Raw genomic sequence first — 22,393 nt, 5'->3', positions numbered from 1 at the left:
CGAAATGGGCACATCGACGATCGTGCCCGCAGTCCGCAGCATGGGCAGGCAGTGGTCGCGCTGGCGCCCGGTGGAAATCATCTTCTGGATCGTGGCTCTGGGCGTCTGCGTGATGCCGCTGAATAACTTCCTGCTGCTCAACGAGATGGCGATCCTCGCGTTGTTCGCGGTATCGCTGGACCTGATCCTCGGCTATACCGGCATCGTGTCGCTGGGCCATGCGGCCTTTTTCGGTCTCGGTGCTTATTCGGCTGCGTTGCTGGCCAAGTACTTCAACGTCGATCCGCTGCTGGGCATGCTGCTCTCATGCGGGGTCGCGGCGCTGGCGGGCCTCGTCACCAGTGTGCTGGTGATGCGCGGTTCGGACCTCACGCGTCTGATGGTGACGCTCGGCGTGGCCTCGATCCTGCACGAACTGGCCAACAAGCTCGGCTGGCTCACCGGCGGGGCCGACGGCATGACGGGCGTGCCGATGGTGCCGCTGTTCGGTCACATCGAGTTCGATCTGTTCGGCAAGGTGGCCTACACGTATTCGATCGTCACGCTGTTCGTGCTGTTCGTGATCGGCCGCGCGGTGGTCAAGTCGCCGTTCGGCATGTCGCTGCAGGTGATCCGCCAGAATCCGCTTCGCGCGGCGGCAATGGGCGTGCCGGTCAACCTGCGTCGCACCGCCGTCTACACGTTGAGCGCGGCCTACGCGGGCGTGGCCGGCGCCCTGCTCGCGCAGACCACCGGCTTCGCGTCGCTCGACGTGCTCGACTTCCACCGCTCGGCCGACGTGCTGCTGATGCTGATGATCGGCGGCGCGGGTTATCTGTATGGCGGCATCATCGGCGCGGTCGTATTCAGGTTCATGCAGGACCGGCTGGCGGACATCACGCCGCAATACTGGCAGTTCTGGATCGGCTTGCTGCTGGTGATCATCGTGATCGTCGGTCACGAGCGGCTCGTGCGTCCGTGGACGTGGTTCCGTCGCAGCGGGAGCAAAGCATGACGATCGCACTGCAAACATTCAATCTGATCAAGCGCTTCGGCGGCCTCGTCGCCACCAATGACGTGTCGATCGCGGTCGAGAAAGGCGCTCGCCAGGCGCTGATCGGCCCCAACGGCGCCGGCAAGACGACGCTGATCAATCAGCTGACGGGCGTGCTGTCGCCGACTTCGGGCCGCATCGAGCTGGAAGGCCACGACATCACGTCGCTGTCCGTGCACAAGCGGGCTCGCGCCGGGCTCGTGCGCACGTTCCAGATCAACCAGCTGTTCAAGCACATGACGCCAGCCGAATCGCTGTCTGTCGCGATCTCCGAGCGCGACGGTCTGGGCGCGCGCTTCTGGCGCGCGCTCGGTCAGCGCGGCGAAATCATGGACGAGGTCGCTTCGCTGCTCGAACAATGCAAGTTGCTCGACGTGATGAGTCGCGAAACGCGCGTGCTGCCCTACGGCAAGCAGCGCCTGCTCGAAATTGCGCTGGCGCTGGCGGCAAAGCCGCGCGTGCTGCTGCTGGACGAGCCAGTGGCCGGTGTTCCCGACGGCGAACGCCGCGAGATTCTCAATACGGTCGCCGCGTTGCCCGACGACGTGACCATTCTGCTGATCGAGCACGACATGGACCTCGTGTTCAGCTTCGCCAACCGCATCTCTGTGCTGGTGAGCGGCGGTCTGCTCACCGAGGGCGCATGCGCGGAGATCGCCCGCGATCCTCGCGTGAAGGCCGTGTATCTGGGCGAGGAGCTGGTTGGAGGTGAATATGTCTGAATTGCTGAAGCTGGAAGGAATCGTAGCGGGCTACGGCGAAGCCAAAATCCTGACAGGTATCGATCTGGCCTTGGATCAAGGCCAGGCACTCGCGCTGCTTGGCCGCAACGGCACGGGTAAAACCACGCTGATCAACAGCATCGTCGGTCACACGCGTCGGTTTAGCGGGCGGATCTGGCTCAATGGCAAGGACGTCACCGGAGTCAAGCCGCATCAGCGCGCGCTGGCAGGCATCGGCTGGGTGCCGCAGGAGCGCAACATCTTCAAGTCGTTGACGGTCGAAGAGAACCTGACCGCGATCGCCGTGCCCGGTCCCTGGGACCTGGCGCGCATCTACAGGATGTTTCCGCGCCTGGAGGAGCGCCGCGCCAATATGGGCAACCAGCTTTCCGGCGGCGAGCAGCAGATGCTGGCCATCGGTCGCGCGCTGATGCTCAATCCCAGGGTCCTGCTGCTCGACGAACCGCTCGAAGGGCTCGCGCCGATCATCGTGCAGGACTTGATGCGCATCCTCTCGGAGATCATCCGCGACGAAGGCCTGTCGGTGATCTTGGTCGAGCAGAATGCGCGCAAGGCGCTGAGCATCACGCACAACGCCGTGGTGCTGGAGCGCGGCTCGGTGATTCATTCGAGCACCGCGGCCGAGCTGCTGGCCCAGGATCACAAGATCGATACCTTGCTGGCCGTGTCTCAACACTGAGCGGCTCGCGATGCGTGGGCGGTCTACGCGGCGAAAGTCGCGACCGCCCGGTTGAACGCATCGGGTCTTGCGACATTCATCCCATGCGACGCACCGTCGATCGTTTCGCGTTCGGCAAACTCGATCCACTGTTCGAGCTTGTCGACCGTATTGCGGAACATGCGGGGACTCTTTTGGCCGTCGATCAACAACGTACGGCACTTGATATCGCGCGCGGCATCCGGCGTATAGGCCGGAAGCGGATCGAGCAACTGCTTCGGCAGCGTGAGCGCGTTGTCGAGCGCCATGCGACGAAAGCTCTCCGGGCTTTTGTTCCAGTACCCCGGCATGCTCACGGAGTCGACGAACATCGACAAGCCGGCGTCGTACTCGCCCCGTTCGATCAGCTCCGCGACCCGGGCGCGCAACACGTTGGTCGCCGGCGGCATGAACGCGGGCTGCCCCCGCGGTTCGGTTTGCAGCGGGCCGCCGGGATCGGCTAGCGTCAGCGTTTTCACGAGGCGCGGATAGGCGCGCGCGAGATGGAAAGCCACGCACCCGCCCCGCGAGTGACCGACCAGATGAACGGGAGCCAGCTCGAGCGCCGTGATGAATCCGGCAATTTCCTCGACGTGCGCCTCCCAACTGAAGTCGCCGTGTCCAAACGCATCGATCTCGGGCCAGTAATGGCTCAAGCTCGGCGCGAAGCAGCGAAACCGGCCAGACAGCGAGGCCATCTGGGCGTCCCAGTAGCGATAGTCGCAAAGCGAGCCGTGCACGAACACCATCGGCTCGCCGCTCCCGGACTCGACATACGGTATGGCAACACTCGATGCGGTGGTCACGAACGACGGCGCGGACGCGCCATCGGCTGAGGCCAGAATCGATGGGCTGGTACGTGCATTCATCAAAGGGCTCCTTTGGCGACACTATCGATGGTGTTCTGGCAAAAGAAAATCGCATAATATTGATGGAATCGATCTACTTTTCTGATACGAACCATCATGGCAACGGAAATGAAAGCGCTCGATCTGGACGTGCTGTCGATGATCATCGCGGTCGCGGACGCCGGCACGATCAGTCGCGCGGCGCAGGTCGTGCACCGCTCGCAATCGGCGGTGAGCATGCAGATCAAGACGCTCGAGACCGCGCTCGGCAAGGCGCTGTTCGTGCGCAAGCCTCGCAGCGTGGTGCCGACGCAGGACGGCGAAATGCTGTTGACCTACGCACGACGGATGATCGCGCTGCGCGATGAAGCGTGGGCAGCGGTGGTTCGGCCCGACGTGACCGGGCGCGTGGTGATCGGCGTGCCGGACGACTATGCGACGTCACTGTTCCCGCCGATCCTCAAGAAGTTTTCGGCGACCTATCCGAAGGTGGAGATTCAGGTGGTAGGCCTGCCGAGCGTCGCTCTAGAGCCGATGTTGAAGGACGGCACGGTCGATCTCGTCTGCGCGACGCGCGTGAAAGGATTGCACGGCGAGTTCCTGCGTCACGAACCGATGGTGTGGGCCGCCGCCCCGGGCGCGACCGAGATCTGGCGCGAAAGGCCCTTGCCCATCGCCGTGTTTTTGCCGGGCAGCGTCGCGCGAGAGAAAGCCATCCGGAGCCTGGAGCGCGCGCGCATCACGTATCGCACGTCGTATGAGAGTCCGAGCCTGCTGGGTCTGCTGACGATGGCCGAGGCCGGCCTCGCGGTAACCCCTTTGGCCAAGTGCGCGGTACCGGCTCACTTCTCGCTGCTGGGGGCCGCGAATGGCCTGCCGGAAATCGGCACGCTCGAAGTCGTGCTGGCGCGAAGCGCGGCTTCGAAGCGGCCCGTGTGCGATTTTCTCGCGGAACGGATTCTCGCCGACCTGAAGAATTAACCCGAAAGACTTCAGGAAGACTCCTCCGCGCCGGCTCGGCACGACGCACACATCCGCCACGCAGCCTTCGGCGCAGCGACCGTTTCCGCCACCTCGCGCCACCAGCGTTCACCGCGATGCACCGCAATCAGATCGAGGCGCTCGCCCATGCGCGGCGTCGACAGCGCGACCCCGCGCGCGAGCGCCAGCCCGGTCACCCTCTCGAACGGTTCCTGCCAGCGATGCATCGCGAGGTCGAAGGTGCCGTTGTGAATCGGCACGAGCCAGCGGCCGCGCAGGTCGATATGCGCCTGCACGGTTTCTTCAGGCTGCATATGGACGTATGGCCACATCGCGTCGTACGCGCCGGTCTCGATCAAGGTGACGTCGAATGGTCCGAGGCGCTCGCCGATCGCGCTGAATCCATCGAAGTAGCCGGTGTCGCCGCTGAAGAACACGCGCAGGTCGTTATCGACGATCACCCACGACGCCCACAACGTACGGTTGCCATCGAACAGGCTGCGCCCGGAGAAGTGCTGTGCGGGTGTCGCGGTGAACTCGATGCCTTCGACCACCGTGCCCTGCCACCAGTCGAACTGCCGGACCTTCGCCGCGTCGATACCCCATTCGATGAGCCGGTCGCCGACCCCGAGCGGCGTCAAGAACACCTCGGTACGCTGCGCCAGGATCAGGACGGTCTCGCGGTCCAGATGGTCGTAGTGATCGTGCGACAGGATCACGCCGTGCAGCGGCGGCAAATCGTCGAGCGAGATCGGCGGCGCATGAAAGCGCTTCGGACCGAGATTGCGGAACGGCGCCGCTCTCTCGGCGAATACGGGATCGGTCAGCCAGAACTTGCCGCGCAACTTCAGCAGCATCGTCGAGTGACCGAGCCGGTACAGGCTTCGGTCGGGCGCCGCATCGAGTTGCGCGCGTGTCAGCGTTTCGACGGGCAACGCGTCGGCCGGCACGGTGCCGCGCGGCTTGTTGAACAGCACCGTCCATGCGAGCCCGAGCGTTTTGCGCAGGCTTTCCGCCGGACGCGGCTTGACGTTGCGAAAGCGCTCGCCGTCATGCTGCGGCGACAGGCTGAACTTCGCGCGGCTGCGATGCACGGCATTCACGCCGAGCATTCGGCGGAGATAGGCGGGAAGCGACGTCATGAAGTTGACCTTCCGAAGAAAAATGTACACCCGGCAGTGTAGTTTATTTCCGAGAAAAGTAAACTGACCAGTGTAAAATTGACGGATGGAATCCCCTGCCCGCCCCCAACGTCTGACTGACCGAAAGCGCGTCGCGATCGTCACCGCCGCGATCGACGAATTCCTCGCCGCCGGATACGACGCAACCAGCATGGACCGCATCGCCGCCCGCGCGAGCGTCTCGAAGCGCACGGTCTATAACCATTTCCCGAGCAAGGAAGCGCTTTTCGCGGCGATTCTCCAGCAGCTATGGGACGCGAGCCACGACGGCGATGCGCCCAACTACCGCGCCGATCAACCGTTGCGCGCGCAGTTGCTCGATCTGCTGGAGCGCAAGCTGAGGCTGCTTCACGACGAATCCTTTTTGTCGCTGGCACGGGTGGCGATCGCGGCTGGCATCCATTCGCCGGAGCGCGCGCGCGATATGGTCGCTCGCATGGGCGAGCGTGAGGAAGATCTGACCGCGTGGGTCCGGGCGGCTGCCGCGGACGGCCGCATCAAGACCGGGGACCCCGTCTTCGCCGCACTGCAGTTGCAGGGGCTCGTGAAGGCCTTTGCCTTCTGGCCGCAAGTGGCGATGGGTCAAGTGCCGCTCGATGCCGGCGAGCAGAAGCGCATCGCGGAGGCAGCGGCGGATATGTTTCTCGCGCGTTATGCGTGAGTGGGTTTGCCGGGTCGCGTTCGCTTTGGCTCCCGCGCCGAGGCAAGAAGTTCTTTGCTCGAAGGCGGCGGTGCGCGCAGCGGCCTTCCGTGAAGCAGCACCGGGGGAGTGAAGTCTTTCTTTTTCGCAAACGTTTGCTTTGAGGTATCAAGTCTCAGCTTCAGAAGCCGAAAACGCGTACATCGCCTCGAAACTTTGGAGACCCGATGTGACGCGCGTTGTGCTCTTACTTGCCGTAATGTTCATGACAGGCTGCGCACAAGTGCAGCAGCCCACTACGGCTCAAGCCGAGAAACCTGCGGTGTCGAACGTGATCATGAAGTTCGACATTCCCGCCGATGCACTCGGCGCGCGCGATCCGCAACTGGCTACGGTGCTCGCCAAGGCAGGCGCGCTCGCCGCCGCGCAGAAGCGGCCCACGGTGATCCGCGTGACGGCGCTGGGCCAGGACTTCAAGTACATCAACGAGGCGATCTGGCGGGGCGTGCCGCAACAGGGACTCAAACCCGCACTCGAAAATCTGACGACCGGCGCGAACCAGACGTACAGCGTGTCGATTCAGCCGCTACGTGCGGGGAGCTGACACGATGCGCCTGATTGCTTTCGCCGCGGCATCGCTATGCTTGAGTTCGGCCGCGTGGGCGGGCCAGCCCGCCGCCGGCGCACCGGCAGCCGCCGCCGCCCCTGCCACCCTGGCCTCCGCGGACAAGGTCTACCCGCCGCTGCCCACGCTCGCGATGCTGCCGCCCTCCACCGGCGACGATGACGACCTCCCCGCGCCGCGCTCGAGCTCGCGCAACAAGAAGAAGACGCAAAAACGCGATTGCCACTGCGCGATGCCAACACCGCGCCTCGTCGTCTCCGATGAATCACGCGCCTATCTGAAGGACATCGAGCGGCAGCTCGATTCCGCGCTGGCGCAGTAAAGCGGGACCTGGAGCCCGACCCATGGACCAGCACAAGACCAACGGCTTCCGCCCTTTGCGGTCGTGGGCCATCTGCGCCTGGGCGGCGCTGGTGGTCATCGGCAGTTCGTCCGCGCAAGCCGCCCCGAGCGCCGACGATTGCTTCGACAAGGCTGGCGCCTACCAGGGCGTCAATCCGCACGTGCTGCGCGCCGTCGCATGGCGCGAATCGAAAGGCGACACGAGCGCCATCAACCGCAACGCCAACGGTTCGATCGACGTGGGCCAATTGCAGATCAATTCGATCCACTTTCCGGAACTGGCGAGCCAGGGCATTCCGCACCGCGCGCTCACGGACCCGTGCGTGAATATCTTCGTGGCCGCCTGGCTGCTCAAGCAGAAGATGGTGCGGCACGGCAACACATGGCGCGCGATCGGTGCGTATCACTCGGAATCGCCGCGCGAGCGCGACGCCTACGCGCGCAGCATTCAGGCGATTCTCGTCAGCTGGGGGCTGTTGCAGCCGGAGCGGTGAGATTCAAAGCGCGGGCCGTGCGGGGCGTTGCCAGCGCATCGCGCTGCGCTACCTCCCCGCCGATGCAAGCTCCATTCGCTTGCGCTGCAGGAAGCGCCGCACGGCCGGGTCACGCTCCAGACCGATCGCCAGATCGTACGCACTGAGGGCTTGTGCCGTCGCGCCGGCACGCGCGAGCAGATTGGCGCGCGCGGCCCAGTAGGGCTGGTAGTCGGTGAGCCGCGGATCGTCCGCATACGGCGCCAGCGCGTCGAGCGCCGCCTGCGGGCCGTCACGTTCCGCCACCGCGAGCGCGCGGTTCACGGCGACTACCGGCGACGCTGCAATCGAAAGCAGCCCATCGTAGAGCTGCACGATCTCGTCCCAGTTCGGCCGCCCCGTCCGGCAGCGATCCACATGCGCCGATTGCAGCGCGGCCTCGAGCTGAAAGCGCCCGATGGCGTTGAACGCGTTCGCGCGCCGCAGCAGTGCGTTCGCCGTGCCGATCATCGGTGCGTTCCATGTTGCGGGGTCTTGTGCCGATAGCGGCACGTAGTCGCCAGCCGCATCGCGCCGCGCATCGCGCCGCGCCTGGGCAAACAGCATCAGCGCGAGCAGGCCCAGCGTCTCCGGTTCTTCGGGAAGCAGTTCGACGAGCAGTTGCGCGAGATACAGCGCCTCGTCGGCGAGCTCGCGCCGCTCGGTATCGCCGCCGATGGGGTCCGTCCACCCTTCCGCATACGCCGCATAGACCGCTTCGAGCACCGCGTCGAGCCGGCCGGGCAGCTCCTCGCGCTCGGGCACGCTGAACGGAATGCCCGCTTCGCGGATCTTGGTCTTCGCCCGCACGAGGCGCTTGCTCATCGCGGCGGGCGACATCAGGAACGCCGACGCAATCGTCTTCGCTTCCAGCCCCAACACCACTTGCAGCATCAGCGGCGTGCGAATCGGGGCCTCGAGCGCGGGGTGCGTGCACGCGAACAGCAGCGCCAGCCGCCGGTCGGGCAACGCGTCTGTCGCGCACTCGTCGATTTCGTCGGCGAGAATCAGCAGCTGGTTCGCCACATCGTCGCCGACCTGGCGATGACGCGCGCCGTCGATTGCCCGGCGGCGCGCAACCGTCATCAGCCACGCTTCTGGACTGGCCGGACAGCCGTGCTCCGGCCAGTCCGCGAGCGCCGCCGCGAAAGCATCGGCGAGCGCGTCCTCGGCTGCCGCGACGTCGCGCGTGCGCATCGCCAGCAGCGCGACGAGCTTGCCGTAGCTGCGGCGAGCGACCGCCTCGGCGATCGACCGCGCGACGCCGTCATTGCCTCGGGCGTCGCCGGACGGACTCATGCAGACGGCGCTTCGTACGGAGCGGTCCAGACCGGGCGCACCTCCATCACGCCGTGCGCCGCGCCGGGACAGCGCGACGCCCACGCCATCGCCGCGTCGAGGTTAGGCACGTCGATCAGGTAGTAGCCGGCGAGTTGCTCCTTCGTATCGGAAAACGGGCCATCGAGCACCTGCGGCTTGCCGTCGACGAGCCGCACCGTGGTGGCCGTGTTCGAGTGCTGCAGCCGGTTGGCCCCCACCAGAGCCCCCGATTTCTTCAACGATTCGGTGTACGCGTGATAGGCGGCAACGCCTTGCTGCCGCTCGCTGTCGGTCATCTTGTTCCAGCTGCTTTCTTCCGAGTAGATCATCAACAGGTATTCCATTTGAGCCTCCGTCACAGGGTTAAGGCGGATGAATTGCATCGGCCGCCATATCAATGACGCGCGGGCTGCGTGCGGACGGACAGGCGGCGTCAAAAAAATTCGCGGACGGCCACCTGGGACCCACGCTGTGTTGGAAAGAGACGTTTGAATCGCAGCCCGTTCGACCGTGTTTCGCAAAGCATTGTCGGACGGGTTGGCTGGGTTGTCGACCCGGGATTGGCGGACAGTGCAGAGAGCGCCGGCCGGGGATCGAACGCCAGGACATCCGAAACCAACGCAAAAAAAAATGGCGCCGCTGGCATTCAGCCCGCGGCGCCATTTCGTGGTGCTACGACGCAAACAACACGCCGTAGCCCGACAGCACACTTACATCGTCACGCCGTCGGCGACTTCCTTGAAGTCCTCGATCTGGTCGAAGTTCATGTATTGATAGATCTTGTCGCCGTTGGCGTTGAGCACGCCCATATCGGCCATGTACTCTTCCTTGGTCGGGATCTTGCCGAGACGCGAGCAGATCGCCGCCAGTTCCGCCGAGCCAAGGTACACGTTCGTGTTCTTGCCGAGGCGGTTCGGGAAGTTGCGGGTCGACGTCGACATGACCGTCGCGCCTTCGCGCACCTGGGCCTGGTTGCCCATGCATAGCGAGCAGCCCGGCATTTCGGTACGCGCACCAGCCGTGCCGAACACGCCGTAGTGGCCTTCCTCGGTCAGCTGCTTCTGATCCATCTTGGTCGGCGGAGCCACCCACAGCTTGACCGGGATGTCGCGCTTACCTTCGAGCAGCTTCGACGCGGCGCGGAAGTGACCGATGTTGGTCATGCACGAGCCGATGAACACTTCGTCGATCTTGGCACCGGCCACGTCCGACAGCATCTTCACGTCATCCGGATCGTTCGGGCAGGCCACGATCGGCTCGTGGATGTCGGCGAGGTCGATCTCGATGACGGCCGCGTACTCGGCGTCGGCATCCGGCGACAGCAGTTGCGGGTCGGCCAGCCACTGCTCCATCGCCTTGATGCGGCGCTGCAGGCTGCGCGGGTCCTGGTAGCCCTGGGCGATCATCCACTTGAGCAGCGTGACGTTGCTGTTCAGGTATTCGATGATCGGTTCCTTGTTCAGGTGCACCGTGCAACCGGCGGCCGAACGCTCGGCCGATGCATCCGACAATTCGAACGCTTGCTCGACCTTCAGATCGGGCAGGCCTTCGATTTCGAGAATGCGGCCGGAGAAGATGTTCTTCTTGCCTTGCTTGGCAACCGTCAGCGTGCCCTGCTTGATCGCGTACAGCGGAATCGCGTTGACCAGGTCACGCAGGGTCACGCCCGGCTGCATCTTGCCCTTGAAGCGGACCAGCACCGATTCCGGCATGTCCAGCGGCATCGTGCCGGTGGCGGCCGCGAACGCGACCAGACCCGAACCTGCCGGGAAGCTGATGCCAATCGGGAAGCGCGTGTGCGAGTCGCCGCCGGTGCCGACGGTGTCGGGCAGCAGCATGCGGTTCAGCCACGAGTGGATCACGCCGTCGCCCGGGCGCAGCGCGATGCCGCCACGGTTGCTGATGAAGTTCGGCAGCGTCTGGTGGGTCTTCACGTCGACCGGCTTCGGATAAGCGGCGGTGTGGCAGAACGACTGCATCACGAGATCGGCCGAGAAGCCGAGGCACGCCAGGTCCTTCAGTTCGTCGCGGGTCATCGGGCCGGTGGTGTCCTGCGAGCCGACCGAGGTCATCTTCGGTTCGCAGTACGTGCCCGGGCGAACGCCCTGGCCTTCCGGCAGACCGCAAGCACGGCCGACCATCTTCTGCGCCAGCGAGAAGCCCTTGCCGCTGTTGGCCGGCTGCTGCGGCAGGCGGAACAGCGTCGACGGAGCGAGACCCAGCGCTTCACGCGCCTTGGCGGTCAGGCCGCGGCCGACGATCAGCGGAATGCGGCCGCCGGCGCGCACTTCGTCGAACAGCACGTCGGACTTGACCTGGAACTCGGCGATCACTTCGCCGTTCTTTAGCGCCTTGCCTTCGTACGGGCGCAGTTCGACCACGTCGCCCATTTCCATCTTCGACACGTCGAGTTCGATCGGCAGCGCGCCGGCGTCTTCCATCGTGTTGTAGAAGATCGGAGCGATTTTGCCGCCGAGGCACACGCCGCCGAAGCGCTTGTTCGGGATGAAGGGGATGTCTTCGCCCGTGAACCACAGCACCGAGTTGGTGGCCGACTTGCGCGAGGAGCCGGTGCCGACCACGTCGCCCACGTACGCGACCAGGTGGCCCTTTTCCTTCAGCGACTCGATGAACTTGACCGGGCCGCGCTTGCCGTCTTCTTCCGGCGTGATGCCGGGACGCGCGTTCTTCAGCATCGCCAGCGCGTGCAGCGGGATGTCCGGACGGGTGGTCGCGTCCGGAGCCGGCGACAGGTCGTCGGTATTGGTTTCGCCCGTCACCTTGAACACGGTGATGGTCAGGCTTTGCGGCACTTCCGGACGGCTCGTGAACCATTCGGCGTCGGCCCAGCTTTGCATCACGGCCTTCGCATTGGCGTTGCCCTTGTCGGCCAGTTCCTTGACGTCGTGGAACTGGTCGAACATCAGCAGGGTTTTCTTCAGCGCGTCGGCGGCCACGGTGCCCACTTCGGCGTCGGACAGCAGTTCGATCAGCGGCTGGATGTTGTAGCCGCCCAGCATCGTGCCGAGCAGTTCGGTGGCGCGCTCGCGCGAGATCAGTGCGCAGGCGGTCTCGCCTTTGGCCACCGCGGCGAGGAAACCTGCCTTCACGCGGGCGGCTTCGTCCACGCCGGCGGGCACGCGGTTGGTGATCAGGTCGAGCAGCGTCTGCTCTTCGCCAGCGGGCGGGTTCGTCAGGAGCTCGACCAGCTCGGCGGTCTGCTGAGCCGTCAGCGGCAGGGGAGGAATGCCGAGCGCGGCGCGTGCGGCCACGTGAGCACGAAAGTTTTCAAGCATGGGGGACCTGCTGGTATTTGCGTTTCAGGGAAAGGCTTTTTAGGCACTCCAAGCTGTGCCGGGCACTGCTTCGATCGCGATTTTAATTGCAATACCCCTCCACGGTCAAATGTCTTATGTCTTATATAAGAGTTGAGCAGCGGACACCGGCGATGCTCGATGCGCTTCGGGTCCTGTGCGCACGCTTCCCCGCCATCGCAAAAGCACCGACTGTGTAAGCCGTTTCAATCATTCGCCGACGCTCGAATGCTTTGCTTACTGCCCGCTTAACGCCTACAACTGAGGATGTCCGGCGATGTTCTTCCCGGCCGGATTCAACCGGCGGCGGAGGTGCAAATGAGCTATCAACTGATGGGCAGCATCCTCGAAGTGTGCGAATGCAAGGTGCTGTGTCCTTGCTGGATCGGAGAAGATCCCGACAACGGCTCGTGCCGCAGTGCGATGGCTTACCACTACGAGCGAGGCACGATCGACGGCGTCGATGTATCGGGCCTGACGATCGCGTTCGCGGCGTTCATTCCCGGCAATGTGCTCAAAGGCGGCTGGCGCGTCGCGATGTTCGTCGACGAGCGCGCGAGCGACGCGCAATTCGACGCTCTGGTAAGCGTGCACCGTGGCGAGCGCGGCGGCCCCCTCGCGGATCTCGTGCAGTTGATCGGCGAAGTCGTGTCGGTGGAACGCGTGCCGATCGAATACACGGTCGTCGACGGCAAGGGCAGGATGAAAGTCGGCGAAGCAATCGATGCCGAGTTGGAACCTTATCGCGGCCCGACCGGCGAGCCGACCAAGCTGGTCGAAAGCATCTTTTCGACGATACCGGGCTCCCCTGCTTTCGTCGGCAAGGCGAACTCTTTCCGCCTGCGGCACGAAAAGCTCGATCTCGATCTCGCGTTGAGCGGACATAACGCCATTCAGGGATCGTTCAACTTCGCGTCGTGAAGATGCTCGCACGCTCGCGGCTGTTCGCGCCGCTCTTCGTCGCATTGACGAGCAGCGCGTGGATCGCGTTATGGGCGTGGGACGCGGGGCCTTATGCGCGTTATCTGCGTCACGCGAGCTGGGACGAACTGCCGCTCGTCGGCCCGATATGCCGCGCGGTGCCCGGTGCTAGCGTCACGATCGCGGCGCTGCTGCACAGCGCCGCATGGCTGCTGATGATCGCGGCGATGATGCTGCCGAGCGCCTTCCCGCTGTTCGACACCTTCCGGCGGATGACCGTCGCGCGCGACAACCGGCGCACGCTGATGGCGCTTCTGATCGTCGGTTATGCGACGACGTGGGCGCTGTTCGGCGTGGTCGCGCACGGCTTTGACGCGGCGCTCCATCTGGTCGCCGCGCAGGTTCCGAGCTTGCTTGCGAACGGCTGGCTGATCGGCGCGGCGATCGTCGCGCTCGCGGGCCTCTATCAGTTCAGCAGCCTCAAACATCGATGTCTCGACAAATGCCGCTCGCCGCTGATGTTCATCACCGGGCATTGGCGGGGCAAAAGCGCGCGCCGCGAGAGCTTCGTGCTCGGCATCAGTCACGGCGCGTTCTGCGTCGGCTGCTGTTGGGCGCTGATGCTGCTGATGTTCGCGGTCGGCACCGGCAGTGTCGGCTGGATGCTGGCGCTGGGCGCGATCATGTCGGCCGAGAAGAATTTCCGCTGGGGCAGGTCGATCGGCAAGCCGCTCGGCGTCGCGTTGCTTGCATGGTCCGCGTGGATCGTCGTACAGCACTCCTCCCTCATTGCCTGAGCCGTGCCCGGCGGCCTGCACGCACCTGCCCCGTTATCGCTCTGCGCTTCCAAAGAATGCCGTGAGTTCGTCGGCAACCGCGCGCGGTTGTTCTTCCGGAATGAAGTGCCCGCAGTGACTAATGGTGCGGCCTTGGACGTCGGTGAAAAAGGCTCGCAGAGGGGTCGCCATATCGGCGATGGAGCCTTGATCGGAACCGAGCGCCAGCAGTGGCAAATCGAGCCTGCCTCGCTGCTTCAATTCCGCGTTCTGCCGGGCGGACACGTGCGCGGCGCGGTAATACGCAAGACCCGCGCGCAAGCCGCCGTCTTTCTTCAGAATCCGCAGATATTCATCGATATCGGCGTCAGTGAACGTGTCGGGATTGGCCGTCTTTCGCCGCAAAAACCAGTCGAGGTATTCGCGCTCCTTGCCGGCAAGCAGCACTTCCGGCAGATCCGGTAGGACGTGAAACGCAAAATGCCAGGTACGCCATGCACGCTCGGGCGCGATCGGCAACGCATCGGGCAACGTCACGCCGGGGATCCCCGCATCCAGCAGCGCAAGGCGACGGACCTCATCGGCGAACATCACCGCGTAAGGAAAAGCCACCCACGCTCCAATGTCGTGTCCGGCGAGAAAGTACCGGCTCACTCCGAGTTGCTCGAGCAAACCGTGGACATGGCTCGCAAGGGTCTGCGTGTCGTAGCCGTCCATAGGACGATCCGAATCACCTTGTCCGGGAAGGTCCGCTGCGACGATTCGATAGGTCTTTGCGAGCAGCGCGATCACGTTGCGCCACGCGAACCAGCTCTGCGGAAAGCCCGCGAGCAACACGATCACGTCACCCTGTGGGTTTCCACCGGTGACGTAGTGCAGTCTCAGTCCGTCTACGGTTGCGAACTTGTGCTCGAATCCTTCCAACCCCGGAACGGGCCTTGATGCTGGCAGCGTGCTTACGATTTCGGAACTCCCAGATGGCATGGGCGAGTGAAGTGCTTTCACGAACGAGACTCCTTTGGGTTGAGTGATTACATCGTTGAACGGCTGTTTCTCATCGGCGGTTTACGTTAGGAAATAGTCATTTCCTAATTTGGCGAGCAGCACTGGTAACTGATGCGATGCTATATCTTGCTGTGCTTAGTCCAGCAGACGCATGGCCTGCTCCGCCGCCGCCATTATGTGCGCCCGGGGCCGCCCGACTTTGCCGACGACCCTCAAACCTTGCGTCAAACTCAGCAGGGCGCGGCCGGTAGCGTCCGCATCCACGGCAGACGCGATCGAACCGTCTGTCTGGCCCAGCCGGATCAGACGGCACAACAGACGCTCCGTTCGCTGCAAAGAAGCGGCGACATGACCCGCGACCTCATCATCGAAAGCGAGCAGATCGATTGCGCTTCCGACTACGAGACAGCCCCGCTTGCCCTCGTCGCCAACTGCGGACTCGGCATAAAACCGCAGAACGGCCCGCACCTTGTCGCGGCCGGTTTGCTCCGCGTCGAGCAGGCTTTGCAACTGGCTATTTCGTAGATGGATGTAGCGCTCGAGTGCGGCAAGGAACACTGCTCGCTTATCGGTGAACGCCTTGTAGATACTGCCGGCCGTGAGGCCCATCGCGGCACCGAGATCGCCGAGAGACGTCCCCTGATAGCCGCGTTCGCGAAAAATCTGGATTGCGCCGTCCAGCGCGACGTCCATGTCGAATTCGCGTGGACGGCCGGGAGCACGTGGCTGTCTCGCAGGATGGTGGCGTGTAGTCATGCCGCGATTATAGGAAATGATCATTTCCTAATCAAGATGTCCCGTCGCGTAGGGTTCCGAAAACCGCGGTCCGGTTTCGAGGCAGTCGTGCAAAACTTGTCCACCGCCTTATCCACTTTTTCTGTGCACAACTTCTATCGGCGCGGTCACTCGGGGCGATCGGGCGCGACGCGCTCCAGCGAATCCGGTGTAGTCTGACGGTATGGTGCTCATTTCGGAGGCGGCATGGAACGGGAGCTAAAGCTGCGCGTTGCGAACGAAGATCTCGGCAAATTGCGCAACGCATCGATACTCGCGCAATCGGAAGCCACAGCGGGAACGCCTCACCTGCTGACCAGCACCTATTTCGATACACCGGAGTTTTCATTTCACTGGTGCGGGGCTTCGCTGCGCGTGCGCAGCGTCGGCAACGAGAAAATCCAGACGCTGAAGCTCGAAGGCTCGGCCAAGGCGGGGCTGTTCGACAGGGACGAGTTCGAGATGCCCGTGACGAGCGACGTGCCCGATCTGAAGCTGCTGTGCGACCAGATCCCCGACGACAGCGACTGCGGGAAGCTGATTCGCGACGAGACCGTTCCCGCCCAACTGAAGCCCGTATTCGTCACGCGGATCAACCGCTCGGCATTTGCGCTGCGCCAGCCGTCCGGATACGAACTCGAGCTTGCTCTGGACGAAGGAACCATCGAGGCGGAGCCGGGCTCGGTGCAGATCGCCGCCGTGGAACTGGAATTGAAACAGGGCGATCCGGACATGCTGTACCGCGTCGCGCTGGAAATGCTCGAAACCGTGCCGCTGCGTATTGATCATCGCAGCAAGGCCGATATCGGGTATGCACTGCTGGTAGCCGAGCACAGCGAGGCGGTGAAAGCGCAACCGGTGCGACTGGACAAGCGCGATTCGATCGAGGATGCATTCTGCGTGATTGTGCGCAACTGTCTGGACCAGGTCCACGCGAATGAGCTGGGCGTCGTGTCGGGCCACGATCCATCGAGCGTCCATCAGATGCGCGTGGGGCTTCGCCGCTTGCGTTCGGCCCTCGACCTGTTTGCGAAGGTCATCCCCGCCGCTCCCGGCTTCGACGAGGAGTTGCGCTGGATTGCCTCGGAACTCGGCGCCGCGCGCGACTGGGAAGTGCTCGCGGGATCGACGCTCGAACATGCCGGCGCCGACGGCGGTACGGAAGAGATCCGCCCCGTCAGAGAGGCTTGCGAGCAGATTGCCGTCGACAACCGGCAGCGCGCGGCGGCCGCGGTCGAATCGGTTCGCTATACGCGGCTCGCGCTCCAGCTGGCGCTCTGGGTGAGCCGCAAGGGTTGGCGAGATGAGATGTCCGACGAACAGCGCGACGTGATCAGCAGCCCGGTGAAGCCCTTCGCCGCCGATGTTCTGCGCCGCCGGCACAAGAAACTGATCAAACGTGGCAAGGGTTTGGCCGATCTCGACGATCACAGCCGTCACCGCGCCCGCATCGCGGCGAAGAAAGTTCGATACGCCACCGAGTTCTTCGCGTCGCTATGCCCGCGGCGGGTCGTCCGCCACTATGTCGAGGCGCTCACCGCGCTTCAGGACGATCTCGGCTGGCGCAACGATGCCGTCGTCGCCGATCAGCTGCTGAAGTCGCTGCTGACGACGGCGCCCGAGGCGGCCTCGGGCGCGGCCTTCGCACGTGGCTTCCTCGCGTCGCGGGTCGCTGCCGATCATCGGACATTGAAGAAGCTGTGGAAGCGCTTCAAGCTGCTTTCGTCACCGCACTGATGGTCCGAACAAACGCGACCATGCCTCGCGCACGCGGCGCGCGCGATCCTCGAACAGGTACGACGCAGCGAGCGCAAACAGGCCTGACATGACCCCCGTCGCGATGTGTTCGAGCGCATGAAAGCGGTAGTGGCTCAGATGAGAATAGGCATCGCCGATGGCGGTCAGGCAACCGACGAGCAGTGCGTTGCTATAGCGATTCCCGTACCACTTCGCCGCCGGCGTGAAGGTGAGCAGCAGCGCGAGCACACCGGTGAGCAGTCCGGTCTTGAATGCGATCGCCCAGTGCGTGAGGCTCATCACGTTGCTCCAGCTCCCCGGCATACAGGTCATGCACGCGCTGGTTGGCTGCCAGAAACGCTGGACAAGCAGTTTGAAGCGGCGTTTCCATGCGCTTCCCATGATGTGCTCCACGATGTCCGGCGTGAGATTCCACGCGGAAATGGTACATCGCGAGCGCGCCGTAGCGTGGAACTTCGCTATGACGACCGATCTCGATTACGCGCTCGCGTGGCGCCCGTAATCACCGCGATGCCGAGCAGTATCACGGCCACGATGGCAATGATGTGCTGCGCGACATGCAGCGCCATCAATCCCCACGCGACGCCACCAATGAAAATGATCCATCCGACCAGATAGATGAGCAGGGTCATCGTTGTTCTCCTTGATCCACGGGCCTATCTCCAAGCACATTGCGCGCCTGCTGTCATCTGCCGATGTGTCTGGCATAGTCTGTGCGTCCCACATCACCGTTTGCGCGGCCCTGCAGGCAGCGCCCTCTTCTATTACCGATCGATATGGACGCTCCCCGCACCCCACCCCGCCCAAACGCGCCGCCGTCCGGCGGTCGCACCGGCTTCGTATGCGTGCGAGGCGCGCGCGAGCACAATCTGAAAAACGTCGACGTGCAGATTCCGCGCGATGCGCTGGTCGTGTTCACGGGCGTGTCGGGCTCGGGCAAATCATCGCTGGCGTTCGGCACGCTGTACGCGGAGGCGCAGCGGCGCTACTTCGAATCGGTCGCGCCGTATGCGAGGCGCCTGATCGAACAGGTCGGCGTGCCCGAAGTCGATGCGATCGAAGGGCTGCCGCCCGCGGTTGCGCTGCAACAGCAACGAGGCGCACCGAGCGCGCGTTCATCGGTGGGCAGCGTGACGACGCTGTCGAGCCTCGTGCGCATGCTGTATTCGCGAACCGGTGACTATCCCCCGAAACAGCCGATGCTGTTCGCCGAGGACTTTTCTCCGAACACGGTGCAAGGCGCCTGCCCGACCTGCCATGGATTGGGCCGCGTGTACGAGGTCACCGAGAAATCGATGGTGCCCGACGACTCGCTCACGATCCGCGAGCGCGCGATCGCAGCGTGGCCGCCGGCGTGGCACGGGCAGAATCTGCGCGACATCCTCGTGACCCTCGGCTACGACGTCGACACGCCGTGGCGCGATCTGCCGAAGAAGGATCGCGACTGGATTCTCTTCACCGACGAACAGCCGACCGTGCCCGTCTATGCCGGCCTCACGCCGAAGGAGACCCGCGCCGCGCTTAGGCGCAAGGACGAGCCGAGCTATCAGGGCACGTTCACGGGCGCGCGCCGGTACGTGCTGCACACCTTTGCGACCACCCAAAGCGCGCTGATGAAAAAGCGCGTGTCGCAGTACATGGTTGGCAGCGAGTGCCCGGCTTGCGATGGCAAACGGCTCAAGAAAGAAGCGCTGTCGGTGAAATTCGCCGGATTGGATATCGGCGAGTTTTCACAGTTGCCGCTCGCCGAACTCGCCGCGATTCTCGCGCCGATTGCACGCGGCGAATGGCCGGAGCCGCAGACGTCGACCACCGGCCAGGGCAGCGTACTCAGCAAAAGCGCGATGCGTGACGCCGTCGACAAGCGGGTCGCCGCCGGCGGCTCCGCGCACAAGGCGTCGCCCGATGTCCGGCGCACGCCGAACCTGTCCGGGGAGAAACGCCTCGCCGCGCAGCGGATCGCCGCCGAACTGCTGGAACGCCTGACCACGCTGGTCGAGCTGGGCCTCGGCTATCTCGCGCTCGAACGTGGCACGCCGACGCTGTCGTCGGGTGAATTGCAGCGCTTGCGACTGGCCACGCAATTGTCGTCGCAACTCTTCGGTGTCGTGTACGTGCTCGACGAGCCATCGGCCGGCTTGCATCCCGCCGATGGCGAAGCGCTTTTCAGCGCGCTGCAGGAACTGAAGGCGGCAGGCAATTCGCTGTTCGTCGTCGAGCACGATTTGCAGATGATGCGGCGCGCCGACTGGCTGGTCGATGTCGGTCCGGCGGCCGGCGAAGCGGGCGGTCACGTGGTTTATAGCGGGCCGCCGCAGGGACTCGCGACGGTCGAGGCGTCACAGACGCGCCGCCATCTGTTCGCCCCGCCCGCGCAAGTCGATCGCGTACCGCGCGACGCCGCCGGCTGGCTGCGGCTCGCCAATATCACGCGCAACAATCTGCACGGCTTGAACGCCGCGTTCCCGCTCGGCTGCCTGACGACGGTCACCGGCGTCTCGGGCTCCGGCAAATCGAGCCTCGTGAGCCAGGCGCTCCCGGAACTGGTCGCGCGGCGGCTGGGAAAGATCATCGAAAGCCCGGACGATGACGAACCGGACCCGCTGCTCGCCACCGCGACGACGCCCACGAGCGGCCATATCGCCGACGGCATGGACGCGCTGCGCCGGCTCGTACGTGTCGATCAGAAGCCGATCGGACGCACGCCGCGTTCCAACCTCGCGACCTACACAGGTCTTTTCGACCACGTGCGCAAGCTGTTCGCGGACACGCCCAGCGCGCGCAAGCGTCGCTACAGCGCCGGGCGCTTTTCGTTCAACGTCGCGCAAGGCCGCTGCCCGACCTGCGAAGGCGAAGGCTTCGTCAGCGTCGAATTGCTATTTCTCCCGAGCGTGTATGCGCCTTGTTCGACCTGTCACGGCACCCGCTACAACGCATCGACGCTGGAGATCACGTGGCGCGATAAAAACATCGCCGAGGTGCTGGGCCTGACCGTCGATGCCGCGTGCAGCTTCTTTGCCGATGAGCCGGGCGTGATGCGCGCGCTGAATGCGCTGCGCGACATCGGCCTCGGCTATCTGCGGCTCGGCCAGCCCGCCACCGAGCTATCGGGCGGCGAGGCGCAGCGCATCAAGCTCGCCACCGAACTGCAACGCGCACAGCGCGGGGACACGTTGTACATCCTCGACGAACCGACGACCGGCCTCCATGCCGCCGATGTGGACCGGCTGATGGTGCAACTGCAACGGCTCGTCGAGGTGGGCAATACCGTGGTGGTGGTCGAGCACGACATGCGGGTGGCCGCGCAGAGCGACTGGGTCATCGACGTCGGCCCGGGCGCCGGCGACGCCGGCGGGACGATCGTGGCGAGCGGCACGCCGGCCGAAGTCGCGTGCAGGAAGGAAAGCCGCACGGCCGTGTATCTGCGGCAACACCTCGTGGCTTGAGCTGGGGACGCATGCATAAGACCGATCACTGTTCTAAGCTTTCTCTGCAGGCCCGTCAGGTAGCAAGCACTGAGCGGGCAGCAAAACGCGCGACGCACATGGACCTCTGACATGCCCCTATCCAGTCCAGTCTCGAATGTGTCGACCAGACCGCCCGCCCCTCGCCTGACGACGCTCAGTCACATACAGATCGCGTCGCTGTGGTTTGCGCTGTTTACCCAATGGATGACGGTCGTTCCGGTGCTGGTGCCGTCACAGGTCGCCGAAATGCTCGGACGCGATGCCGTATTGAAGGAAGGGGTGGCCGGCTCCGTCATTGCGTCCGGCGCGTTCGTTGCAATGATCGTGGCGCCGCTGGCCGGCGCCCTTTCAGATCGCTCCATCGCAAAACATGGACGTCGGCGATCGTTTCTCGTCACCGGCGTGTTCGGCACTGCGGTTGCCCTGGTATGGCTTGCTTCGTTCAACAGAGGGGCGAGCGTATGGCTGTATGCACTCGCGTTCCTGAATCTGCAGTTTTGGTGGAACTGGGCGGCGGGTCCGTATGCAGGGCTGGTGCCCGATGTCGTGCCTAAACGGGAAACCAACCGCGCGAGCGCGTGGCTCAACGTGATGTCCGTGCTCGGCACCATCAGTGGCAACGTGGTGCTCGTCGTGCTCTATTCGCCGGGCCGCCTCTATCCGACGGTGGCCACGTTCATTGCGATCATGCTGCTCTGCCTTTGGCTGACGATTCGCGGCTCGCGCGAGCCGACGCCTGTCAGATCCCACGAACGGTTCGAACTCCTCGCGTTCTTGCGCTCGTTCTATCTCGACCCGCGCCTCCACCGAAACTTTTACTGGGTGCTGGTAACCCGTCTGTTCGGCAACATGGGAATCTGGTCGATCTTCACCTTCATGTTGTACTACCTGCAGGACGTGATCGGCATTCGTCATCCGACCGGAGTGATGAACGGGCTTCTCGGTGTCGGCGTGGTGCTGGCGATCCCGGCCAGCCTGTTGGGCGCACGGCTCGCCGACCGCCACGGCGCGGTCCCCGTCGTCCGCCTGACAAGCTGGATCATGGCCGGCGCCGCAATCGGCTTTGTCATGCTGGCGCTGCATCCGAACCTGTCGCTGGTGATCGCGGTCGGACTCGTTTTCTGCGCCGCCTACGGGACCTATCAAGCCGTCGACTGGGCGCTCGCGCTGCAAGTGTTGCCAGACGATGCATCCAGCGGCAAGGACATGGGCATCTGGCAAGTGTCGATGGTGCTGCCGCAGATCCTCGGCCCCGCGGCGACCGGGTGGATGCTGTCGTGGGTGAAGGCGCTTGCGGGTGCAGGAACCGCCTACGTCGTCGCGTTCGTCGTCGCAGCGGGGTGGTTCGTGCTCGCGGCGTGGTTCGTCTCGCACATCAGGATTGTTTCGCAGCAACACATATCCAGCGGACTCGCCGGGCGATCGTCATAGAGCCACGGCCCCGCCTGTTGCAGGT

General features: G+C 64.3%; 22 protein-coding genes. 13 read left to right on the top strand and 9 right to left on the bottom strand.

The features are described 5' to 3' along the window. The first annotated feature begins 4 nt into the window (after nucleotides 1–4). From QFZ94_RS38520 to QFZ94_RS38510, 3 genes are read left to right on the top strand one after another with little or no spacing between them, the layout of a single operon-like run. Nucleotides 5–994 carry a branched-chain amino acid ABC transporter permease gene (locus QFZ94_RS38520; protein ID WP_429463674.1) on the top strand — a complete coding sequence of 330 codons (990 nt, stop codon included), beginning with the start codon at nucleotides 5–7 and terminating at the stop codon, nucleotides 992–994. Next, entirely contained in the window at nucleotides 991–1,755 is a 765-nt protein-coding gene (locus QFZ94_RS38515; protein WP_368581272.1) for an ABC transporter ATP-binding protein, read from the top strand. The genes QFZ94_RS38520 and QFZ94_RS38515 overlap by 4 nt, the downstream gene beginning before the upstream one ends. After that, nucleotides 1,748–2,455, top strand: coding sequence for an ABC transporter ATP-binding protein (locus QFZ94_RS38510; protein WP_429463125.1), 708 nt, complete (start codon nucleotides 1,748–1,750; stop codon nucleotides 2,453–2,455). Before QFZ94_RS38515 ends, QFZ94_RS38510 begins: the two co-directional genes overlap by 8 nt. 23 nt (nucleotides 2,456–2,478) lie before the next feature. On the opposite strand, the gene QFZ94_RS38505 is transcribed toward QFZ94_RS38510, so the two are convergent. Next, nucleotides 2,479–3,342: an alpha/beta fold hydrolase gene (locus tag QFZ94_RS38505; RefSeq protein WP_429463124.1), complete on the bottom strand. Its 864-nt coding sequence runs from the start codon at nucleotides 3,340–3,342 to the stop codon at nucleotides 2,479–2,481. Nucleotides 3,343–3,450: 108 nt separating this feature from the next. Between QFZ94_RS38505 and QFZ94_RS38500 the strand changes: the two genes are divergently transcribed. Continuing rightward, the gene (locus tag QFZ94_RS38500; RefSeq protein WP_026228833.1) at nucleotides 3,451–4,302 is read left to right on the top strand and encodes a LysR substrate-binding domain-containing protein; all 852 of its coding nucleotides are present in this window, start codon (nucleotides 3,451–3,453) and stop codon (nucleotides 4,300–4,302) included. 11 nt (nucleotides 4,303–4,313) lie between these two features. Here QFZ94_RS38500 and QFZ94_RS38495 read toward each other — a convergent pair whose 3' ends face one another. Beyond that, entirely contained in the window at nucleotides 4,314–5,444 is a 1,131-nt protein-coding gene (locus tag QFZ94_RS38495; protein WP_429463123.1) for an MBL fold metallo-hydrolase, read from the bottom strand. An 85-nt stretch (nucleotides 5,445–5,529) separates the two neighbouring features. Here QFZ94_RS38495 and QFZ94_RS38490 point away from each other — a divergent pair, with 85 nt between their 5' ends. The 4 genes from QFZ94_RS38490 (at nucleotide 5,530) to QFZ94_RS38475 (ending at nucleotide 7,584) form a co-directional block, all read left to right on the top strand. After that, complete coding sequence (locus QFZ94_RS38490) at nucleotides 5,530–6,144, top strand: TetR/AcrR family transcriptional regulator (RefSeq protein WP_368581269.1); 615 nt, start codon at nucleotides 5,530–5,532, stop codon at nucleotides 6,142–6,144. A 208-nt stretch (nucleotides 6,145–6,352) separates the two neighbouring features. Next, a complete protein-coding gene (locus QFZ94_RS38485; protein WP_026228832.1) occupies nucleotides 6,353–6,727 on the top strand; it encodes a hypothetical protein in 375 nt (124 codons plus the stop codon). Between the two features lie 4 nt (nucleotides 6,728–6,731). Next, entirely contained in the window at nucleotides 6,732–7,070 is a 339-nt protein-coding gene (locus QFZ94_RS38480) for a hypothetical protein (protein WP_410851241.1), read from the top strand. A 22-nt stretch (nucleotides 7,071–7,092) separates the two neighbouring features. Then, a complete protein-coding gene (locus tag QFZ94_RS38475) occupies nucleotides 7,093–7,584 on the top strand; it encodes a lytic transglycosylase domain-containing protein (protein ID WP_410851240.1) in 492 nt (163 codons plus the stop codon). A 48-nt stretch (nucleotides 7,585–7,632) separates the two neighbouring features. On the opposite strand, the gene QFZ94_RS38470 is transcribed toward QFZ94_RS38475, so the two are convergent. The 3 genes from QFZ94_RS38470 to acnB all read right to left on the bottom strand — a co-directional run bounded on the left by QFZ94_RS38470 (nucleotide 7,633) and on the right by acnB (nucleotide 12,218). Next, nucleotides 7,633–8,901, bottom strand: a complete 1,269-nt coding sequence (locus tag QFZ94_RS38470; protein ID WP_368581266.1) for an RNA polymerase sigma factor — start codon at nucleotides 8,899–8,901, stop codon at nucleotides 7,633–7,635. Further along, nucleotides 8,898–9,266 carry a YciI family protein gene (locus QFZ94_RS38465; RefSeq protein ID WP_368581265.1) on the bottom strand — a complete coding sequence of 123 codons (369 nt, stop codon included), beginning with the start codon at nucleotides 9,264–9,266 and terminating at the stop codon, nucleotides 8,898–8,900. Before QFZ94_RS38465 ends, QFZ94_RS38470 begins: the two co-directional genes overlap by 4 nt. Before the next feature lie 366 nt (nucleotides 9,267–9,632). Then, on the bottom strand, nucleotides 9,633–12,218 hold the full coding sequence (acnB, locus tag QFZ94_RS38460) for a bifunctional aconitate hydratase 2/2-methylisocitrate dehydratase (RefSeq protein ID WP_429463122.1): 2,586 nt from the start codon (nucleotides 12,216–12,218) through the stop codon (nucleotides 9,633–9,635). A gap of 336 nt (nucleotides 12,219–12,554) precedes the next feature. Between acnB and QFZ94_RS38455 the strand changes: the two genes are divergently transcribed. Together QFZ94_RS38455 and QFZ94_RS38450 are read left to right on the top strand one after the other, a co-directional pair. Beyond that, complete coding sequence (locus tag QFZ94_RS38455; RefSeq protein WP_018436175.1) at nucleotides 12,555–13,157, top strand: DUF1326 domain-containing protein; 603 nt, start codon at nucleotides 12,555–12,557, stop codon at nucleotides 13,155–13,157. 2 nt (nucleotides 13,158–13,159) lie between these two features. Then, the gene (locus tag QFZ94_RS38450) at nucleotides 13,160–13,954 is read left to right on the top strand and encodes a DUF2182 domain-containing protein (protein ID WP_429463672.1); all 795 of its coding nucleotides are present in this window, start codon (nucleotides 13,160–13,162) and stop codon (nucleotides 13,952–13,954) included. 33 nt (nucleotides 13,955–13,987) lie between these two features. Here QFZ94_RS38450 and QFZ94_RS38445 read toward each other — a convergent pair whose 3' ends face one another. After that, nucleotides 13,988–14,917: an alpha/beta fold hydrolase gene (locus QFZ94_RS38445; RefSeq protein WP_429463670.1), complete on the bottom strand. Its 930-nt coding sequence runs from the start codon at nucleotides 14,915–14,917 to the stop codon at nucleotides 13,988–13,990. 156 nt (nucleotides 14,918–15,073) lie between these two features. After that, complete coding sequence (locus QFZ94_RS38440) at nucleotides 15,074–15,631, bottom strand: TetR/AcrR family transcriptional regulator (RefSeq protein WP_429463121.1); 558 nt, start codon at nucleotides 15,629–15,631, stop codon at nucleotides 15,074–15,076. Nucleotides 15,632–15,919: 288 nt separating this feature from the next. Between QFZ94_RS38440 and QFZ94_RS38435 the strand changes: the two genes are divergently transcribed. Next, the gene (locus tag QFZ94_RS38435; RefSeq protein ID WP_429463120.1) at nucleotides 15,920–17,449 is read left to right on the top strand and encodes a CHAD domain-containing protein; all 1,530 of its coding nucleotides are present in this window, start codon (nucleotides 15,920–15,922) and stop codon (nucleotides 17,447–17,449) included. Here QFZ94_RS38435 and QFZ94_RS38430 read toward each other — a convergent pair. Both QFZ94_RS38430 and QFZ94_RS38425 read right to left on the bottom strand, forming a co-directional pair. Next, entirely contained in the window at nucleotides 17,438–17,851 is a 414-nt protein-coding gene (locus QFZ94_RS38430; protein WP_429463119.1) for a hypothetical protein, read from the bottom strand. The two genes, QFZ94_RS38435 and QFZ94_RS38430, sit on opposite strands and share 12 nt — an antisense overlap. 77 nt (nucleotides 17,852–17,928) lie before the next feature. Further along, entirely contained in the window at nucleotides 17,929–18,102 is a 174-nt protein-coding gene (locus tag QFZ94_RS38425; RefSeq protein WP_013093753.1) for a hypothetical protein, read from the bottom strand. A gap of 144 nt (nucleotides 18,103–18,246) precedes the next feature. Here QFZ94_RS38425 and QFZ94_RS38420 point away from each other — a divergent pair, with 144 nt between their 5' ends. Together QFZ94_RS38420 and QFZ94_RS38415 are read left to right on the top strand one after the other, a co-directional pair. Continuing rightward, nucleotides 18,247–20,916 carry an ATP-binding cassette domain-containing protein gene (locus QFZ94_RS38420; RefSeq protein WP_429463118.1) on the top strand — a complete coding sequence of 890 codons (2,670 nt, stop codon included), beginning with the start codon at nucleotides 18,247–18,249 and terminating at the stop codon, nucleotides 20,914–20,916. A gap of 111 nt (nucleotides 20,917–21,027) precedes the next feature. Then, entirely contained in the window at nucleotides 21,028–22,368 is a 1,341-nt protein-coding gene (locus QFZ94_RS38415) for an MFS transporter (protein ID WP_429463117.1), read from the top strand. Nucleotides 22,369–22,393: the final 25 nt, after the last annotated feature.

Source organism: Paraburkholderia sp. JPY465, from assembly GCF_050436725.1.
Classification (GTDB): Bacteria; Pseudomonadota; Gammaproteobacteria; order Burkholderiales; family Burkholderiaceae; genus Paraburkholderia; species Paraburkholderia youngii.
This window is presented reverse-complemented; position numbering and strand designations above follow the sequence as displayed.

Bases quoted from the DNA above. Each gene is read 5' to 3' on its own strand.
- QFZ94_RS38520 (WP_429463674.1), top strand. From the start codon at position 5: ATGGGCACATCGACGATCGTGCCCGCAGTCCGCAGCATGGGCAGGCAG.
- QFZ94_RS38515 (WP_368581272.1), top strand. From the start codon at position 991: ATGACGATCGCACTGCAAACATTCAATCTGATCAAGCGCTTCGGCGGC.
- QFZ94_RS38510 (WP_429463125.1), top strand. From the start codon at position 1,748: ATGTCTGAATTGCTGAAGCTGGAAGGAATCGTAGCGGGCTACGGCGAA.
- QFZ94_RS38505 (WP_429463124.1), bottom strand. From the start codon at position 3,342: ATGAATGCACGTACCAGCCCATCGATTCTGGCCTCAGCCGATGGCGCG.
- QFZ94_RS38500 (WP_026228833.1), top strand. From the start codon at position 3,451: ATGAAAGCGCTCGATCTGGACGTGCTGTCGATGATCATCGCGGTCGCG.
- QFZ94_RS38495 (WP_429463123.1), bottom strand. From the start codon at position 5,444: ATGACGTCGCTTCCCGCCTATCTCCGCCGAATGCTCGGCGTGAATGCC.
- QFZ94_RS38490 (WP_368581269.1), top strand. From the start codon at position 5,530: ATGGAATCCCCTGCCCGCCCCCAACGTCTGACTGACCGAAAGCGCGTC.
- QFZ94_RS38480 (WP_410851241.1), top strand. From the start codon at position 6,732: ATGCGCCTGATTGCTTTCGCCGCGGCATCGCTATGCTTGAGTTCGGCC.
- QFZ94_RS38475 (WP_410851240.1), top strand. From the start codon at position 7,093: ATGGACCAGCACAAGACCAACGGCTTCCGCCCTTTGCGGTCGTGGGCC.
- QFZ94_RS38470 (WP_368581266.1), bottom strand. From the start codon at position 8,901: ATGAGTCCGTCCGGCGACGCCCGAGGCAATGACGGCGTCGCGCGGTCG.
- QFZ94_RS38465 (WP_368581265.1), bottom strand. From the start codon at position 9,266: ATGGAATACCTGTTGATGATCTACTCGGAAGAAAGCAGCTGGAACAAG.
- acnB (WP_429463122.1), bottom strand. From the start codon at position 12,218: ATGCTTGAAAACTTTCGTGCTCACGTGGCCGCACGCGCCGCGCTCGGC.
- QFZ94_RS38455 (WP_018436175.1), top strand. From the start codon at position 12,555: ATGAGCTATCAACTGATGGGCAGCATCCTCGAAGTGTGCGAATGCAAG.
- QFZ94_RS38450 (WP_429463672.1), top strand. From the start codon at position 13,160: ATGCTCGCACGCTCGCGGCTGTTCGCGCCGCTCTTCGTCGCATTGACG.
- QFZ94_RS38445 (WP_429463670.1), bottom strand. From the start codon at position 14,917: ATGCCATCTGGGAGTTCCGAAATCGTAAGCACGCTGCCAGCATCAAGG.
- QFZ94_RS38440 (WP_429463121.1), bottom strand. From the start codon at position 15,631: ATGGACGTCGCGCTGGACGGCGCAATCCAGATTTTTCGCGAACGCGGC.
- QFZ94_RS38435 (WP_429463120.1), top strand. From the start codon at position 15,920: ATGGAACGGGAGCTAAAGCTGCGCGTTGCGAACGAAGATCTCGGCAAA.
- QFZ94_RS38430 (WP_429463119.1), bottom strand. From the start codon at position 17,851: ATGGGAAGCGCATGGAAACGCCGCTTCAAACTGCTTGTCCAGCGTTTC.
- QFZ94_RS38425 (WP_013093753.1), bottom strand. From the start codon at position 18,102: ATGACCCTGCTCATCTATCTGGTCGGATGGATCATTTTCATTGGTGGC.
- QFZ94_RS38420 (WP_429463118.1), top strand. From the start codon at position 18,247: ATGGACGCTCCCCGCACCCCACCCCGCCCAAACGCGCCGCCGTCCGGC.
- QFZ94_RS38415 (WP_429463117.1), top strand. From the start codon at position 21,028: ATGCCCCTATCCAGTCCAGTCTCGAATGTGTCGACCAGACCGCCCGCC.